Origin of the sequence: Mesorhizobium japonicum MAFF 303099 (genome assembly GCF_000009625.1) — a bacterium.
In the GTDB taxonomy this organism is placed as follows: Bacteria; Pseudomonadota; Alphaproteobacteria; order Rhizobiales; family Rhizobiaceae; genus Mesorhizobium; species Mesorhizobium japonicum.
In genome coordinates this window covers 2,866,987-2,883,882 of the sequence record NC_002678.2, presented here as the reverse complement: position 1 = coordinate 2,883,882, position 16,896 = coordinate 2,866,987, and the positions used below count along the sequence as shown (strand labels likewise).

Annotated in this window: 18 protein-coding genes; 12 read left to right on the top strand and 6 right to left on the bottom strand. The window is 63.9% G+C overall.

Annotated features, from left to right (window positions below):
• Positions 1-6 precede the first annotated feature (6 nt).
• The 4 genes from MAFF_RS15115 to MAFF_RS15100 form a co-directional block, all read right to left on the bottom strand.
• Positions 7-1,338 (bottom strand): L,D-transpeptidase family protein, encoded by a 1,332-nt coding sequence (locus tag MAFF_RS15115; RefSeq protein WP_032931887.1) that lies wholly within the window; start codon positions 1,336-1,338, stop codon positions 7-9.
• Between the two features lie 240 nt (positions 1,339-1,578).
• Positions 1,579-2,529 (bottom strand): acetyl-CoA carboxylase carboxyltransferase subunit alpha, encoded by a 951-nt coding sequence (locus MAFF_RS15110; protein WP_010911785.1) that lies wholly within the window; start codon positions 2,527-2,529, stop codon positions 1,579-1,581.
• Positions 2,530-2,627: 98 nt separating this feature from the next.
• Positions 2,628-3,545 carry a site-specific tyrosine recombinase XerD gene (locus MAFF_RS15105; protein WP_010911784.1) on the bottom strand — a complete coding sequence of 306 codons (918 nt, stop codon included), beginning with the start codon at positions 3,543-3,545 and terminating at the stop codon, positions 2,628-2,630.
• A 25-nt stretch (positions 3,546-3,570) separates the two neighbouring features.
• Positions 3,571-3,723, bottom strand: coding sequence for a hypothetical protein (locus MAFF_RS15100; RefSeq protein WP_032931885.1), 153 nt, complete (start codon positions 3,721-3,723; stop codon positions 3,571-3,573).
• Between the two features lie 211 nt (positions 3,724-3,934).
• On the opposite strand from MAFF_RS15100, the gene MAFF_RS15095 reads away from it, so the two are divergent.
• The 5 genes from MAFF_RS15095 to MAFF_RS15075 all read left to right on the top strand — a co-directional run bounded on the left by MAFF_RS15095 (position 3,935) and on the right by MAFF_RS15075 (position 9,121).
• Positions 3,935-4,546: a shikimate kinase gene (locus MAFF_RS15095; protein ID WP_010911782.1), complete on the top strand. Its 612-nt coding sequence runs from the start codon at positions 3,935-3,937 to the stop codon at positions 4,544-4,546.
• Positions 4,543-5,679: a 3-dehydroquinate synthase gene (aroB, locus tag MAFF_RS15090; protein ID WP_010911781.1), complete on the top strand. Its 1,137-nt coding sequence runs from the start codon at positions 4,543-4,545 to the stop codon at positions 5,677-5,679. The genes MAFF_RS15095 and aroB overlap by 4 nt, the downstream gene beginning before the upstream one ends.
• A gap of 1 nt (position 5,680) precedes the next feature.
• The gene (locus MAFF_RS15085) at positions 5,681-6,565 is read left to right on the top strand and encodes an HlyC/CorC family transporter (RefSeq protein ID WP_010911780.1); all 885 of its coding nucleotides are present in this window, start codon (positions 5,681-5,683) and stop codon (positions 6,563-6,565) included.
• 85 nt (positions 6,566-6,650) lie between these two features.
• Complete coding sequence (locus MAFF_RS15080; RefSeq protein WP_044550952.1) at positions 6,651-7,448, top strand: alpha/beta fold hydrolase; 798 nt, start codon at positions 6,651-6,653, stop codon at positions 7,446-7,448.
• A gap of 119 nt (positions 7,449-7,567) precedes the next feature.
• Positions 7,568-9,121, top strand: a complete 1,554-nt coding sequence (locus MAFF_RS15075) for an acetolactate synthase large subunit (protein WP_010911778.1) — start codon at positions 7,568-7,570, stop codon at positions 9,119-9,121.
• Positions 9,122-9,152: 31 nt separating this feature from the next.
• Here the strand turns inward: MAFF_RS15075 and MAFF_RS15070 are convergent, their stop codons facing one another.
• Entirely contained in the window at positions 9,153-9,455 is a 303-nt protein-coding gene (locus MAFF_RS15070) for a BolA family protein (RefSeq protein ID WP_010911777.1), read from the bottom strand.
• Between the two features lie 158 nt (positions 9,456-9,613).
• Here MAFF_RS15070 and MAFF_RS15065 point away from each other — a divergent pair, with 158 nt between their 5' ends.
• The 7 genes from MAFF_RS15065 (at position 9,614) to MAFF_RS15035 (ending at position 15,839) form a co-directional block, all read left to right on the top strand.
• Positions 9,614-10,243, top strand: a complete 630-nt coding sequence (locus MAFF_RS15065) for a J domain-containing protein (protein ID WP_019861454.1) — start codon at positions 9,614-9,616, stop codon at positions 10,241-10,243.
• A 123-nt stretch (positions 10,244-10,366) separates the two neighbouring features.
• The gene (gene cobS, locus MAFF_RS15060) at positions 10,367-11,353 is read left to right on the top strand and encodes a cobaltochelatase subunit CobS (protein WP_032931878.1); all 987 of its coding nucleotides are present in this window, start codon (positions 10,367-10,369) and stop codon (positions 11,351-11,353) included.
• A 78-nt stretch (positions 11,354-11,431) separates the two neighbouring features.
• Positions 11,432-11,818 carry a hypothetical protein gene (locus MAFF_RS15055; protein ID WP_244420794.1) on the top strand — a complete coding sequence of 129 codons (387 nt, stop codon included), beginning with the start codon at positions 11,432-11,434 and terminating at the stop codon, positions 11,816-11,818.
• A 9-nt stretch (positions 11,819-11,827) separates the two neighbouring features.
• Positions 11,828-13,726, top strand: coding sequence for a cobaltochelatase subunit CobT (cobT, locus tag MAFF_RS15050; protein WP_010911773.1), 1,899 nt, complete (start codon positions 11,828-11,830; stop codon positions 13,724-13,726).
• Entirely contained in the window at positions 13,723-14,751 is a 1,029-nt protein-coding gene (locus MAFF_RS15045; RefSeq protein ID WP_010911772.1) for an esterase-like activity of phytase family protein, read from the top strand. Before cobT ends, MAFF_RS15045 begins: the two co-directional genes overlap by 4 nt.
• 237 nt (positions 14,752-14,988) lie before the next feature.
• Positions 14,989-15,357 (top strand): ArsR/SmtB family transcription factor, encoded by a 369-nt coding sequence (locus MAFF_RS15040; RefSeq protein WP_010911771.1) that lies wholly within the window; start codon positions 14,989-14,991, stop codon positions 15,355-15,357.
• Positions 15,354-15,839, top strand: coding sequence for an SRPBCC family protein (locus MAFF_RS15035; RefSeq protein WP_010911770.1), 486 nt, complete (start codon positions 15,354-15,356; stop codon positions 15,837-15,839). The genes MAFF_RS15040 and MAFF_RS15035 overlap by 4 nt, the downstream gene beginning before the upstream one ends.
• A 118-nt stretch (positions 15,840-15,957) precedes the next feature.
• Here the strand turns inward: MAFF_RS15035 and MAFF_RS15030 are convergent, their stop codons facing one another.
• Positions 15,958-16,893 carry a LysR family transcriptional regulator gene (locus MAFF_RS15030; RefSeq protein WP_010911769.1) on the bottom strand — a complete coding sequence of 312 codons (936 nt, stop codon included), beginning with the start codon at positions 16,891-16,893 and terminating at the stop codon, positions 15,958-15,960.
• Positions 16,894-16,896: the final 3 nt, after the last annotated feature.

Genomic DNA, 16,896 nt, shown 5'->3' with positions numbered 1-16,896 from the left:
CCAAGCTCAGCCGCCGAACATGCCGAGCAGCTTGTTCTTCAGCTTCGTCACCCGGCTCTCATCAGCGCTCGCTGCCTGCGTTTCGGCTTCCGGCGCCGCCTCCGTCGGGGCGGCGATGGTGGCGGTGGCGACTGGAGCTTGCTTGGCGGCCTTGGCCGCTTCCTTTGCCGCCACGGCTTGCGCCTTGGCCGCTTCCTTTTCGGCCAGCGCCTGCGCCTTTGCGGCCTCCTTGGCCTGCTTGGCGGCCTCTATGGCGGCCAGCCTCTGTTCCTCGGCCTTCTGCTTGGCGGCCTTTTCGGCGTCCAGTGCCGCCATCTTGCGGCCGGCGGGCGAATCGATGCGGCCCATGCGCGCCGTCTCGGTCACCGAGCCGTCGGAATTGAGCGAGGGCGGATCGATCGGCACGCGCTCGCCGCGCGCGCGGCGCTTCGACCAGTCCGAAACGATACTGGCTTCCTTGACGCCGGCGATGGTCGGCTTCGGTGGCGGCACGCTTGCCTTGAGCGCGCTGTTGAAGGCCGCGTCATAGGTGCTCTGATAGGCGTTATAGGCGCTCTTCAGCGAATCCGGCTGCGTGGTTGCCGGGCATGGTCCGGTCGGATCGAATGTCTGGCCGTCGGCGGCGACCTGGTTGAAGACGTAGCGCTTCTCGCAGACATCGACCTTCGGCGGCACCTTGGTGACCTCGAAATTGTCGTAGCCGACCTTCAGCATCTTCCAGAACTCGTAGTTCGGGTCGTTGCGATAGCGCGCCATATTGGCGGCGGTCATGCGGAACGGAAAGGCTTCGACCTGGAACTCCGTTTGCCCACCCTGGAAGGCGTCGCGGCCGAAGGCATAGATCTGCTCGATCTGGGCGTCGGTCATCGAATAGCAGCCCGAGGACGAACAGGCGCCATGCACCATCAGGTTCTGGCCGGTGCGGCCATTGGCGCGGTCATAGGCGTTGGGAAAGCCGATGTTGAAGGACAGATGGTAGTTGGAACGCGGATTCATCTGCGACGGGCGGACCGTGTAGAAGCCTTCCGGCGCCTGGCGGTCGCCTTCGGTGTATTTGGGACCCAGCTTGCCCGACCATTTGCAGATGTCGTAGCTCGCCACCATGTCGTAGCGGCCGTTGGTCTTGGCCTTCCAGATCTCGAGCTTGCCCTCTTCCTTGAAGATGCGCGCCATCACCGAGGAGGTGCGCACCATGCCCTTGGCCTTCATGTCGGCAAGGATCTTGTCCGGCAGCGGCTTGTTGGCTTCCGGGGCAAAGTCCTTCATCGACGAATCATTGCAGCCGGCGATGGCTATCGAGGCGGCGAGGACTCCGGTGCGGGCGAGCTTGGCAAACATGGATGCGGCTATGTCTTTTCCCTCGGGCCAATGGCTTCGAAACGGCCGAGCCCGTATGCTGAACACCGACGGACCGTAAGCCCGTTAACCTTGAAAATTCCTTACCGCAAGCTACGACCAACCCCTCACGGCAATTTCATTGACCCGAATCCGGCGGCATTTTTGTGGCGAAATTGCACATTGCCGCCACATTGCCGCGGGCGCGGGGCTTCCAATGGCCTTGTCCACCGGCAGATGCCGTCAGAGGCTGCGGCCCATCGCCAGATATTTCTCGCGGCGCTGTTCGCGGAAGTCGGTGTTGGCGCCGGCGAATTCCTTCATCGTCTTGGCAATGAGGTCGCCGGTCGCGGCAATCACCTTTTCGGGCGCACGCTGGGCACCGCCCATCGGCTCGGGGATGATGGCGTCGATGATCTTCAGTTCCAGAAGATCCTGCGCGGTGATCTTCATATTGGTCGCCGCGTCCTTGGAGCGCGTGGTGTCGCGCCACAGGATCGAGGCCGCCCCCTCCGGCGAAATCACCGAATAGATGGCGTGTTCGAGCATATAGACGCGGTTGGCGGTGGCGATCGCGATGGCGCCGCCCGAACCGCCTTCGCCGATGACCACCGAGATCGACGGCACTTTCAGTGCGAGGCAGGCCGAGGTCGAGCGGGCAATGGCTTCGGCCTGGCCGCGCTCCTCGGCGCCGACGCCGGGATAGGCGCCCGCCGTGTCGACCAGCGTCAACAGCGGGATCTTGAAGCGGTCGGCCAGTTCCATCAGCCGGACCGCCTTGCGGTAGCCTTCCGGGCGCACCGAACCGAAATTGTGCCTCAGGCGGCTGGTCGTGTCCGAGCCCTTCTCCTGGCCGATGATCGCGACAGGCTCGCCGCGGAAGCGGGCAAAACCGCCGACGATCGCCTGGTCCTCGCCGAAATTGCGGTCGCCGGCGAGCGGCGTGAAGTCGCTGAACAGGCCTTTGATGTAGTCGACGCAGTGCGGCCTGTCGGAATGGCGGGCCACCTGCACCTTCTGCCAGGGCGTCAGCGCCTTGTAGAGATCGCGCAGCGCGTCGCGCGAACGCTTCTCCAGCCTGGTGATCTCATCGGCGACATCGACCGCCTCGCCATTCTCGGCAAGCTTCTTGAGCTCGAGGATCTTGAGCTCGAGATCCTGCACCGGCTTTTCGAAATCGAGGTAATTATACATGCTTGAGCGGACCGATACGTCGGAAGGCAAGGACTGCGGAACCCTTGAAACCAAGGCTCCCGGCGGTGAAATATCGTCCTCACATAGCGATATGAGGCCTAGTCGGCAAGCGGATGATGATCGTTGACCAGCCGCACCAGCCGCTCCTCCAGCACATGGGTGTAAATCTGTGTCGTCGATATGTCGGCATGGCCGAGCAGCTGCTGTACCGCCCTGAGATCGGCGCCGTTCTGCAGGAGATGGCTGGCGAAAGCATGGCGCAACACATGCGGCGATATCTTGGCCGAGGCGATGCCGGCCCGCGCCGCCAGCCCTTTCAGGTCACGGGCAAAGACCTGGCGCGAGAGATAGCCGCTGTCGGACGCGGCCGGAAACAGGAACGGGCTGTCGGCGAAGGCGGGCACTCCGGCGCGGGCGGCAAGCCAGGCGCGCATCGCCACCCGCGCCTTGGCCGACAGCGGCACCATGCGTTCCTTGTCGCCCTTGCCGCGCACCATGAAGAAACGGTCGTCGCGCTGCGCAACCGTCACCGGTAGGCCGACCAGCTCGGAAACGCGCAGGCCGGTGGCGTAGAGCACCTCGACCAGCGCATGCAGGCGCAGGGCGGCCAGCCTGTCACTGTAGCCGAGCCCGGCGTCGCCAGCTTCCACCGCGGCGCGGTCGATCAACCGGCCGGTCTCGGCCTCGCTCATCGTCTTGGGCAGCGGACGGGCCTTTTTCGGGCTGTCCAGCGTGCCGGTCGGGTCGTCGGTGCGCAGGCCCTCGGCGTAGAGGAACTTAAAGAACTGGCGGATCGCCGACAGTTTGCGCGCCTGCGAGGTCGGCGCGAAGCCGCGCTCGGCGATGTCATCGAGATAGGCGCGGATATCGGCGGCGGCCGCACCGGCAAGCCCACCATCGATCCCGCTCGAAGCGTCTTCGAGGTCGCGGCGGTAAGAGGACAGTGTGTTTTCGGCGGCGCCGCGCTCGGCGCTCATCATTTCCAGAAAGGCCTCGATGCGGGCGGCGCTGTTCATCCTCGGGGATCAGTTTTCTTCTGGGTCAGTTTTTCTTGGGGTTCAGCTTTTCCGGCGGGATACGCACGCTCATCTCCGCTCTTTTGGGCTCGACGAACATCACCAATGCGAACATCGTACCATAGGCTATGCCGGCCAGAATCGCGAGGATCACGACAAAGCGAAACAGTGTCGGCATCAATTTTCGCCCGTCTTCTTGTTCTGCGTTTCCAAACCCTGTGCCCTTATGGGACGCCAATCCGACCAATTCAAGGAAGAAGCGGAGGCCTGTCAGCAACTTCTGATGCAGGCATCCTCCACCCGATATAGGCTTGCCTATGCTCGGCACGCTTGACGCAAACCGGCTTTTCATGTCGATACGCCGGCAAAGAGGGCCCAAGAAACAGCTGATGAACGCGCACCAGGCAAATCCCCCAGGCGAGAGCCTCGCCGCGCTGCTTGGCCGGCTGGGCAGCCGGTCCATCGTCTTTGTCGGCCTGATGGGCGCCGGCAAGACGGCGATCGGGCGCAAGGTGGCGACGATGCTTTCGCTGCCTTTCATCGACAGCGACCAGGAGATCGAGAGCGTCTCGCGCATGACCGTGCCGGAGCTGTTCGAGCGCTATGGCGAGGCCGAGTTCAGGGCCCTGGAGCAGCGCGTCATCCTGCGCGTGCTGGAAAATGGCCCGCAGGTGCTGTCGACCGGCGGCGGCGCCTTCATGAACGCGCAGACGCGCGAGGCCATCGCCGGCCATGGCGTGTCGGTGTGGCTGAAGGCCGAGCTCGACCTTCTGATGGACCGGGTCTCGAAGAAGCAGAACCGGCCGCTGTTGAAGAGTGCCGATCCTCGCGCCGTGCTGGAGCGGCTGATGAGCGAGCGGTATCCGGTCTACGCGACATCGGATGTCACCGTGCCGACCCGCGACGACCGCAAGGAAGTCATCGCTGCCGAGGTGCTGAATGCGCTGTGCCGGCATTTCGGCATCGATGAAATTGCAGCGACGGGCGAGATCGAATCGTGAGCGCGGACCAGCCAGTCACCGTCGAAGTCGGCCTTGGCGACCGGGCCTACGACATATTGATCGGCTCCGGCCTTTTGTCGCGCGCCGGCGAAGAGATTTCGCGCCGGCTGCCGGGTACGCGCGCGGCTGTCGTCACCGACGAGAATGTCGCTGCCGCGCATCTCGATACGTTGAAGGCAGGGCTCGAGAAGGGTGGCATCCAGCCCACCGTCATCACGATGCCGCCCGGCGAGAAGACCAAGAGCTTTGCCCATCTCGAAGAGGTGGTCGATGGGATTCTGGCCGCAAGGCTGGAGCGTGGCGACGTCGTCATCGCGCTGGGCGGCGGCGTCATCGGCGATCTCACCGGTTTTTCCGCGGGCATCGTGCGGCGCGGCATGAATTTCGTACAGGTCCCGACCTCGCTGCTGGCGCAGGTCGATTCCTCGGTGGGCGGCAAGACCGGCATCAACAGCCCGCGCGGCAAGAACCTTGTCGGCGTCTTCCTGCAGCCGAAACTGGTGCTGGCCGACACGGAAGTGCTCGACACGCTGCCGATCCGCGAATTCCGCGCCGGCTATGCCGAACTCGCCAAGTACGGGCTGATCGACCGGCCGGAACTTTTCGCTTGGCTGGAGGCGAACTGGCAGAAGGTGTTCGCCGGCGGGCCGGAGCGAGCGCAGGCGATTGCCGAAGCCTGCCGCGCCAAGGCCGATGTCGTCGCGCGCGACGAGTTCGAGACCGGCGACCGGGCGCTCCTCAATCTCGGCCACACATTCGGCCATGCGCTCGAAGCCGCCACGCAGTATGACGGCGCCCGCCTCGTCCATGGCGAGGGGGTCGCCATCGGCATGGCGCTGGCGCATCGCTTCTCCTCGCGGCTCAATCTGGCCAGCCCCGACGACGCGGCACGCGTCGAGACGCATCTGCGCGCCGTTGGCCTGCCGTGGCGGATGGCCGATATTCCAGGTGAATTGCCCGATGCCGAGGCGCTGCTTGCCTTCATCACCCAGGACAAGAAGGTTTCGCGCGGCGCGCTGACCTTCATCCTGACGCGCGGCATCGGCCAGGCTTTCATCGCCAAGGACGTTCCGGCTTCGGAAGTGCTGTCGTTCCTGAGGGAAAACCATCCAACCAGCCGGAAAGCCGGCTGAAATGGACAACGGCTGGGTCGTCGTCGCCGTTCTTGCCATCCTCATCCTGCTGGTCATTGCCGTGCGCACGCGTCTTCTCGCCATGTTCGGCTACGAGCTGTCGCACATCGAGCCGCAGCGCTCGAGCCAGGACGAGTTGCGTGGCGCGGTTGACGATTTCCGCCGCGATGGCCAGGTGGTGCGCGAGGACCGCGACCGCATCGGCGGCCTGTTCGACCTCGAAGAGCTCGAAGTCTCCGATATCATGGTCCACCGCACCAACATGCGCTCGGTCAATGCCGACAATGCGCCGGAAGCGGTGGTGCGCGAGATCCTGCAGAGCCCGCACACCCGCATGCCGCTGTGGAAAGGCTCGCTCGACAACATTGTCGGCGTGCTGCATGCCAAGGACCTGCTGCGCGCGCTGAACGAAGTCGGCAACGACTTTTCCAAGATCGACGTGATGAAGATCGCCTCGAAGCCCTGGTTCGTGCCCGATACCACGACCTTGCAGGAACAGCTCAACGCCTTCCTGCGCCGCAAGGCGCATTTCGCCGTCGTCGTCGACGAATATGGCGAGGTCGAAGGGCTGGTGACGCTGGAGGACATCATCGAGGAGATCGTCGGCGAGATCGCCGACGAGCACGATGTCGACATCCAGGGCGTCAAGCAGGAGGCCGACGGCTCCGTCGTCGTCGACGGCAATGTGCCGATCCGCGACCTGAACCGGGCGCTGGACTGGAACCTGCCGGACGAGGAGGCGACAACGATTGCCGGCCTCGTCATCCACGAGGCGCAGTCGATCCCCGACGAGAAGCAGGCTTTTACGTTCCACGGCAAGCGCTTCATCGTCATGAAGCGCGACAAGAACCGGATCGCCCGGTTGAGGATCAGGCCGATCGCGTAGCGTCACTTTCGGCCACGTTACCGATCCTTCATTGGAACTTCGCGGCGTCCCGGTGCATTTTGCGCCAGGCGTTCAGGAGAAGATGATGATCGATCGGCGAACCCTGCTTCTGGCGTCCATGGCGGCTTTTCTGCCGACGGGCGCCTCTGCCGCCGCTGCAGCATCTCCGAAAACCTTCGACTACGGTCCGGCCAAGCTCGATATCTATGCGCCCGATGGCGCCAGCGGCCTGCCTGTCGTCTTCTTCGTCCATGGCGGGGCCTGGGAGTTCGGCAAGCGCAGCCAGGTGGGCGCCAAGCCGGCCTTCCTGCTTGCCAATGGCTTCTGCTTCGTCTCGATCGACTATCGCATGCTGCCTGAGGCCGATGTCGCTACACAGGCCGCCGACGTCGAAAACGCCTATGCCTATGTCAGGGCCAACATCGCCAAGCATGGTGGCGACCCCAAGCGCATTGTCGGCATGGGCCATTCGGCTGGCTGCCATCTGATCGCACTAACCGGCATGCGCGGCGGGCTGCCCGGCGTCGCCGGCCTGCTTCTCGACGATACCAGGGCCTATGATCTTGCGGCGCTCGAGAAGAATGGCGGCATGGTGCGGGCCTATGCGCGGGTCTTTTCCGATCCTTCGCAATGGGCGGCACTTTCGCCGGCCAGTTATGTCGATGGCCGCAAGCATCCGCCGACCTTCATCGCGTATTCGGGGGCGCCAGGCCGCGGCGAGGAGTCGAAAGCCTTCGCCGAGCGCCTGCGCGCCACGGGCACCGAGGTGACGCTGTTCGACGGCAGCGCCTATACGCACATGTCGATCAACCGCGATTTCGGCAGGGATGGCGACGCGCTGACCGCTGCCGCGGTGACGTTCCTGAAATCGACCGTCGGCTGATCGCGGCCGATTTCCGCCCGCCCCCTTCTGCAACTGGATCATGCCAAAAGCAGCGGCAGGATATTGCCGTGCGGACATCGCTAGGTGCAATTGGTTCTCATGACTTGGAGAAAAATTGCATGAATGGCGCCGATGTCCTGTGCGACGTGCTGCTGGCCAATGATGTGACGGTCTGCTTCGCCAATCCCGGCACCTCCGAAATGCACTTCGTCGCCGCACTCGACCGCAAGCCTGAGATGCGCTGCGTGCTCGGCCTGTTCGAGGGCGTGGTGACGGGCGCCGCCGACGGCTATGCGCGCATGACCGACCGCCCGGCCGCGACTTTGCTGCATACCGGCCCGGGCCTGGCCAATGGGCTGGCCAACATGCACAACGCCCGGCGTGCGTTCAGCCCGATGATCAACATCGTCGGCGACCACGCCTCCTATCATTTGCCGCTCGACGCACCGCTGACCAGCGACATCGAGGGTTTGGCGGCGCCGATGTCCAACTGGGTGCGGCGCATTGCCGGGCCAGAAGACGTCCAACCGGCAGCGGAGGCGGCTTTCCGCGCCTCGCTGACGCCGCCAGGTGTCACCACGCTGATCCTGCCGGCGGATGCGGCCTGGGGCGATGCTGCCCCGGCCTCGCCGGGCAAGGTCGTGCTTCCGCCGCCGCCGGCCGTCGATAGGGACGCCGTGCGCGAGGTCGCCTCGGCGATCCGTGCGGCTCAGGGGCGTGTCGGCATAATCGTTCGCGGCCGAGCGGCGCGCGCCGATGCGCTCGAGATCGCCGGCCAGATTTCGACGGCCTTCGATGTCCGCCTGTTCGGCGAGGTCCTGATCGCCCGGATGCAACGCGGGCGTGGGCGCGTCGCACCCACACGCATCCCCTATCCGATCGATGTGGCGACGGCGCTGCTGGCAGATATCGACGTACTGGTGCTGGTCGGCGGCAAGGAGCCGGTTGCCTTCTTCGCCTATCCGGGAAAACCGGGACGGCTTGTGCGCGACGACTGCCAGGTGCTGACGCTCGCTGCTCATGGCGATGATCTGCATGCGGCGCTGGAAGCGCTGCGCGACGAACTCGGCGTCAAACCATCGCTACAGGCTGACTTCGCAACCGCTTTTCCCGACGAGGCTGCGCCGAGCGGCGGGCTGACGGACGATGCCATCGCGCTGTCGGTGGCGCGCAAGTTGCCGGATAATGCGATCGTCTGCGACGAGGCGGTCACCTCGGCCAGGCGTTTCTTCGCCCTGTCGGCCTTTGCCGCGCCGCATGATTACATGATGGGCACCGGCGGATCGATCGGCGGCGGCATTCCGATGGCGACAGGAGCGGCGATCGCGTGTCCAGACCGCAAGGTGATCAATCTGGAGGCCGACGGCAGCGGCATGTACACGGTGCAGGGCCTGTGGACGCAAGCGCGGGAAAATCTCGACGTGGTGACCATCGTCTTTTCCAACCGCACCTACGCGATCCTGCATGGCGAGATGAAGAATGTCGGCGTCAACGCGATCGGCGAGAACGCCAGGCGCATGCTCGACCTCGACCATCCCGCGCTGGACTGGGTGTCGCTGGCCAAGGGCATGGGCGTGGAGGCAGCGCGCGCCGACACATGCGAACGCTTCGATGCGCTGCTGGACAGTGCCCTGTCGCGGCGCGGGCCGTTCCTGATCGAAGCAGTGATCTGACCGCGCCTCGGAGGGGCAGGGCGGACTGACCTTACCAGCGGGTCTTTTCGCCGGGCGCCGATGGTTCGATCGCCAGCGCGTGCACGCCGGCCTTCAGTTCGTCGGCAAGCAGTTCGTTGACGGCGCGGTGGCGGTCGATGCGGCTCATGCCGGCAAAGGCAGACGAGACGACGCGGACGCGAAAATGCGTTTCGCCGGTGCCGTCATAGCCGCCGTGATGGTCCGAGCCGTGGTGATGGTGGCCGGCGTGGAGATGGCTTTCGTTGATGATGACCAGCCGCTCCGGCGAAAATGCCTTGTTGAGCTTGTCTTCCATGGTCGCCTGTATGGACATTGCCGTCTCCGTTCACCACATATGGCTGGCGCACCAGCCCGGGGGCCGCTCTTGCGCAACTAAATCCGCCATTCGCCTGCTTTATGCCGCGATTCAGCGGTTAGGGCGATGATCGCGAAAATGTCAATTCTTGTTTCGCATCTGCGAACGCCCCATAAATGGGTGAGATGAAGCCGTATCCCAAATATTTCGAGAAGATTCGCATCCGCCCGGAGAAGGATGCGGAGCTGAAGTCGCACTCGCCGATCTGCCAGTGGGACGGCTGCAAGGAGCCGGGCACCCATCGCGCGCCGGTCGGGCGCATGAAGGAGGGCGAGTATTTCCGTTTCTGCTTCGACCATGTGCGCGAGTACAACAAGGGCTTCAACTACTTCTCCGGCGTGCCGGACACCGAGGTCGCGCGCTTCCAGAAGGAAGCCATGACCGGTCACCGGCCGACCTGGAAGATGGGCGTCAATGGCGCCTCGACGCGCTCGTCGCCCGACATGGCGCAAATGCGCTCCGGCCGCGCCGGCTATTACAACCGCATGCGCGACCCGTTCGACCTGTTCAAGGGGCCGAAGGATCCGCGCGAGGCGCGCGAGCGCAAGGCCAAGCCACTTGAGGCCAAGGCGCTGGAAACGCTTGGCCTTGATACAAAGGCGACTGGCAAGGATATCAAGGCGCGCTATAAGGAACTGGTGAAACGTCACCATCCGGATGCGAATGGTGGCGACAGAGGTTCGGAAGACCGGTTCCGCGATGTGCTGCAGGCCTATCGCGTGCTCAAACAGGCGGGCCTGTGCTGAGCGACCCTACGGTTTGTGTCGCTTTCCAACTTTCATAAGGTTGGAAAAGGCTCTAAGACCGCCCCCGAACAAAATCGATTGCCGGCGAAACGGGACGTTTCGCCCGTGGAGACGTTGAGAGATATGAACAAGGTCGATCGCGACATCGCCAACCTGCCCGACACGACGGTGTCGGTGAAGGACAAATTCGGCTTCGACTCCAAGATGGTGGTGCCGGCCTATTCGGTGACATCAGAACATGTGCCTGACGTCGATCCGGACTATCTGTTCGACAAGGCAACGACGCTGGCGATCCTGGCCGGCTTTGCCTACAATCGCCGCGTCATGGTGTCGGGCTATCACGGCACCGGCAAGTCGACCCATATCGAACAGGTCGCCGCCCGTCTCAATTGGCCCTGCGTGCGCGTCAACCTCGACAGCCATGTCAGCCGTATCGACCTCGTCGGCAAGGACGCGATCGTGGTCAAGGACGGCTTGCAGATCACCGAATTCCGCGACGGCATCCTGCCCTGGGCCTACCAGCACAATGTCGCGCTGTGCTTCGACGAATATGATGCCGGCCGCCCGGATGTGATGTTCGTCATCCAGCGCGTGCTGGAATCCTCGGGCCGGCTGACGCTGCTCGACCAGAGCCGGGTCATCCGTCCGCATCCGGCGTTCCGGCTGTTCTCGACCGCCAACACGGTCGGACTCGGCGACACGACCGGCCTTTATCACGGCACGCAGCAGATCAACCAGGCGCAGATGGACCGCTGGTCGATCGTCACCACGCTGAACTATCTGCCGCACGACAATGAAGTGAACATCGTGCTGGCCAAGGCCAAGCACTATCGCGACACCAAGGGCAAGGACATCGTCAACAAGATGGTGCGCGTCGCCGACATGACGCGCTCGGCCTTCATCAATGGCGACCTGTCGACGGTGATGAGCCCGCGTACGGTCATCACCTGGGCCGAGAACGCAGAGATCTTCGGCAATATCGGTATGGCGTTCCGGCTGACCTTCCTCAACAAGTGCGACGAGCTGGAGCGTTCGGTGGTGGCCGAATTCTACCAGCGCGCCTTCGGCGAGGATCTGCCCGAGAGCGCCGCCAACGTGGTGCTGGGGTAACATCACTCAATGGGAACAACCCGTCGGACGTTCCTGTGGAGTTTTTCAATCCTCTGCTTTGGTTTCGGACAGGCAGCCATGGCCAAGGACGAACCATTCAAACCCGGGCAGACTTGGACGTATCGCGGAGCGACGCCGATATCCTCGCGGGTGATCATAGGTGCGGTCGACAATCTGGAAGGTGAAGATCAACCGGTCGTGTCGATTTCAGTCACCGATGCGCCGATACCGAATGACGGAAAGCCGCTGCAAACTGTTCCCCACCTCCCTATAGCGGCCAACCAGCTTAGGGAGAGTGTGGTTGAGCTTGAGGGGACGGGAACAATTCCAGATGGCTTCGGCCATGGATATGGTCTGTGGAGACAGGCATATGACAGTGGGAAGGGCGGTTACTTTACAATCTCGGTGGAAGAGATTGTTGGCCTCCTCCGCTCTCAGCTTGGCCAACAGCCTGTGGCGAAATAGAGATAGATAATGGCGGGTCCGGGCGACAACACGCGCAACAAGTCGAAGACGGGGTCTGAAGCCGACAGCTTCAAGCGCGCCGTCACCGTCTGCATGCGCGCCATTGCCGGCGACAAGGACATGGAGGTCGGCTTCGCCAAGGACAGGCCGGCGCTTGCCGGCAGCCGCGCCCGACTGCCCGAACTGCCGAAGAAGGCCTCCAAGACCGATATTGCGATCACCCGCGGCCTCGGCGATTCCATGGCGCTCAAGCGCGCCTGCCATGATGCCCGCATCCACAGCAAGCTGGCGCCGGAAGGCAAGGCGGCGCGCGCCATCTATGACGCGGTCGAGCAGGCCCGCGTCGAGGCGATCGGCAGCCGCGCCATGCAAGGCGTCGCCGACAATATCGGCTCGATGCTGGAGGACAAATACGCCAAGGCCAATCTTGTCGACGTCAAGGACAAGGCCGACGCGCCGATCGAGGAAGCGCTGGCGCTCATGGTGCGCGAGAAGCTGACCGGCCGGGCGGTCCCGAAAAGCGGCGAGCGGCTGGTCGAGCTCTGGCGTCCCTGGGTCGAGGAAAAGGCCAAGGCCGACCTCGACGGCCTGTCCGCGAAGCTCGACGATCAGCAGGCCTTCGCCCGCGTCGTGCGCGAGATGCTCGCCTCCATGGAGATGGCCGAGGAACTCGGCGACGACCAGGAGACGGAAGATTCCGAGGACAATGACGACAACCAGCCGCAAGGCGATGAACAGAGCGAGGAGGGCGGGGAAGAGGATTCCGGCTCCGAGCAGTCGCAGTCCGAGGATGCCGAGGCTTCGGCCGATGACGAGCAGTCGTCCGAGACGGAGGCGTCCGACGCCACCGCCGACGATCTGTCCGACGACGACGATGCCGACGCCGAAACGCCCGGCGAGGCGCGCCGCAACGACAACCCCTTCACCAATCTTCCGAAGGAAATCGACTACAAGGTCTTCACATCAGCTTTCGACGAGACGGTCGGCGCCGAGGAACTCTGCGAAGAGGAAGAACTCGACCGGCTGCGTGCCTTCCTCGACAAGCAACTGGCCAATCTGTCCGGTGTCGTCGGGCGGCTGGCCAACCGGCTGCAGCGCCGGCTGATGGCGCAGCAGAACCGGTCCTGGGATTTCGACCTGGAAGAGGGCTACCTCGACCCGGCGCGGCTGGTGCGCGTCGTCATCGACCCGATGCAGCCGCTGTCCTTCAAGCAGGAACGCGACACCAAATTCCGCGACACGGTGGTGACGCTGGTGCTCGACAATTCGGGCTCGATGCGCGGCCGGCCGATCACGGTCGCCGCCACCTGTGCCGACATTCTGGCGCGCACGCTGGAACGCTGCGGCGTCTCGGTCGAGATCCTCGGCTTCACCACGCGGGCGTGGAAAGGCGGGCAAGCGCGCGAGAAGTGGCTGAAGGACGGCAAGCCGCCGAACCCCGGCCGCCTCAACGATCTGCGCCACATCATCTATAAGTCGGCCGACCATCCGTGGCGGCGGGCACGGCGCAATCTCGGCCTGATGATGCGTGAAGGCCTGCTCAAGGAAAACATCGACGGCGAGGCGCTGCTGTGGGCGCACAACCGGCTGATTGCCCGGCCCGAACAGCGCAAGATCCTGATGATGATCTCGGACGGCGCGCCGGTCGACGATTCGACGCTTTCGGTGAACCCCGGCAATTATCTCGAACGCCATTTGCGCGCCGTCATCGAGCTGATCGAGACGCGCTCGCCGGTGGAATTGCTGGCCATCGGCATCGGCCATGACGTCACGCGCTATTATCGCCGCGCCGTCACCATCGTCGATGCCGAGGAACTGGCCGGCGCCATGACCGAGCAACTGGCCTCGCTGTTTGCCGAGGAAAGCGCACGCGACACGCGGCGCGGCGGCATGCGGCGCGCCGGATGATCTTTTCACGCGGCGGGTTTCGGCAAACGCTCTTCGCCGCCATCGCCCTGTTCGCCGGCGTGGCGTCCGCGCCAGCCAGTTCGGCCGGGTCGGCTGCGGTTGAACCCGTCGAGGTTTCGTCCCGCCCGATCACCGAATTCCGCATTGGCCGGACCGACAAGCAGTTCGGTTCGCTCGAATTCGTCGGCGGGCTGGAAATGACCTCGAAATCGCGTGATTTCGGCGCGCTGTCGGCCTTCCGCTTTCTCAAAGCGGGCAGCGATTTCATCGGCGTGGCCGACACCGGCTACTGGTTCTTCGGCACAGTGGCCCGCGACACCGACAGGCGGCCCGTGGGCATCCAGAACTTCCGCATGCAGCAGATGGTCGACCAGGGCGGCCAGCCGATCGACGAGAAATGGGAGGTCGATGCCGAAGGCCTCGCGGTCAAGGATGGTATCGCCACTGTCGGCTTCGAGCGCAACCACCGCGTTTCCCAGTTCAGGATCGACCCGCAGAACATGAAGGCGCCGTACCGGCAGCTGGATTTCCTGGTACCGGCGCGCGAGCTGCGCCAGAACCGCGGCTTCGAGACCGTCACCCATGCCAATCCCAATGGCCAGCACGCGGGCGGTCTGGTCGTGGTGTCGGAGAAAAGCCTCGACAAGGCCGGCAACATCTATGCCGCCATCATCGAAGGGCCGCACAAGGGCGTCTTCACCGTCAAGCGCAACGGCGATTTCGACATCACCGATGGCGCCTTCCTGCCGGATGGCGACCTTTTGCTGCTGGAGCGCAGTTTCACCATGGCAGGCGGCCTGAAGATGCGGCTGCGGCGCATCCATGGCGAGAGTGTCGAGAAGGGCGCCGTCGCCGACGGGCCGGTGTTGCTGGACACCGACATGGGCTACCAAATCGACAATATGGAAGGTCTCGACGTCTGGATGCGCGATGACGGCGCGGTGATGGTGTCGCTGATCTCCGACGACAACCATTCGATCCTGCAGCGCAATCTCTACCTGGAATTCATCCTGCACCAGGATTGAGTGATAGCCCCAGGAGCCGGCCGGCGCGCTCGCGTCCTTCCTCTACCCCGTCGATCGGGAGAGAGGTGGCGAGCGAAGCTCGACGGAGTGGGGGGTCGACTGTTCATCAACTCCACTTGATTGCTCCACTTGATTGCCCGCTTGGTGGGGGTCGACCGCCCATCAGTCGATTTGCCCTCCTCAAAACACTTTAGTCCAGACTTGACAATTGCCGCCTCCGACGCAATACTCAAGTCCATGCTTAACTATTCCGAGATCGACAGCATCCTTCGCGCTCTTGTCGAGCCCACGCGTCGCCAGATCCTGGAACGGTTGAGCCGCGGACCGGCCACCGTCAGCCAGCTGGCGGAGCCTTTCGGCATGACCTTCGCCGCCGTCCTACAGCATCTGCAGGTGCTCGAGGCCTGCGGGCTGATCCGCAGCGAAAAGATCGGGCGGGTGCGCACCTGCCGGATCGAACCGGGCGGGCTCGCTCCGCTCGCCGACTGGATTGCGGAACGCCGCATTCCGGCGGAACGCCACCTCGACCGACTCGGCGAGATTCTTGCCGAGACGGACCAACCATCCCCGAAAGTTCAAGATCAGGAAAAGGACGAGCAGACATGAACCAGATCGCCCCCGTGAAGGACGAGCATTCCGTCATCCACTCCACATTCACCATCGAGCGCACGTACCCGCAATCGCCAGATCGCGTCTTCCATGCTTTCGCGGACAAGGCGACGGTGCGGCGTTGGCGGGTCGACGGCGACGGTTTTACCGTCGCCGAATTCAGCTTCGATTTCCGCGTCGGTGGTGGCGAGGTGTCGCGCTTCAGCTATGGCGGCGGCCCGGAGGTCAGGCTCGACGCCCAGTTCCAGGACATCGTTCCCGATCAGCGCATCGTGTTTTCCTATCGGATGGCAATCGGGCCGCAGCCGATGTCGGCATCGCTGACCACGGTGGAACTGACACCCTCGGGCGATGGCACAAGGCTAACCTATACCGAACAGGGCGCCTTCTTCGATGGTGTGGATTCCGCCAAGGGGCGGGAGGAGGGGACCCGCGGGCTGCTGGAGGCCCTGGCCGCGGAACTCCAGAAGTGGAAGTAAAAGCCGCCTGCGGCCGTTTCGCTGCCCCGGCTTCCGATCAAGGACGTGAGCCGTTGGTGGCGAGGCGGCCCGCTTTTCGGCCTCGCGCAGGATGCCGATGATCTCCGTCGTGAATGTCTCACTTCAGTGGAGCGGCCAATTCTGACAGGCCCACCAGTTCCGGCCCAATAAAGGACAGCAAGGCTTCGGCTCGCCGCGATCGACGGCTGGCGCGGCGATGGATGACATAGATTGGTATGTCCGTGGACTGCCAATCGGCAAAGAGCCGGACGACGGAGCCGGATTCGACATGCCGCTGCACGAAGAAATCGGGCAGGACGGCGATGCCCAGGCCCTGCGTGGCAGCTTCGAGCAAGGCAGGATAGGTGTTGGCGCTGAACCGGTCCGAGCGAACCGTGATTGTGGCGATTTCGGCCTCGCGCGACAAGGCAAGCTCGCTTTCCCCATCGCCGAAAGCCAGCATGGGCAAAGTCCTGGCCACGGTTGCCAGGTCCTTGCCGGCCAGGCTATCGGCGATGGCCCGGTTCGCGACGAGCACCCGCCGGAATTGGCCGACGCGGCGCGCGACCATGGCGTCGTCGACGATTGCCCCGACACGGAACGTAAGGTCGAGGTGGGGATCGAACAGATCCTGATAGGCATAGTCGAGGCGAAGAGCGAGACGGATACGGGGATGCAACTCCAGGAACGGTGCAAAACACGTCTGCAGAAGCCAGGCGCCGAGTTCGGGCGGCGCGCAAATGCACAAGGGGCCCGCGAGCCCGTCGGCCTGCGCCTCCAGGGCTTGCGCCAGGTCATCGACGTCGCCCAGCAGGGCCTGCCCGCGCTGGCATAACAGCTCGCCGGCAGGTGTGACGATAAGACGTCGCGTGGTGCGCTCAAGCAAGACGCATCCCAGCCGCAACTCCAGCCGCCGGATAGCCTTCGACACGGCGCTCTTAGTCGTACCCGCTTGCAAGGCAGCCCTGGTCAGCGAGCCCTGGCGCGCGACCTCGAGAAAGAGGGCTAGGTCGGCCAGCGATATCGTTTCCTTCTTGGCTACAGTGTTGTTCATGAG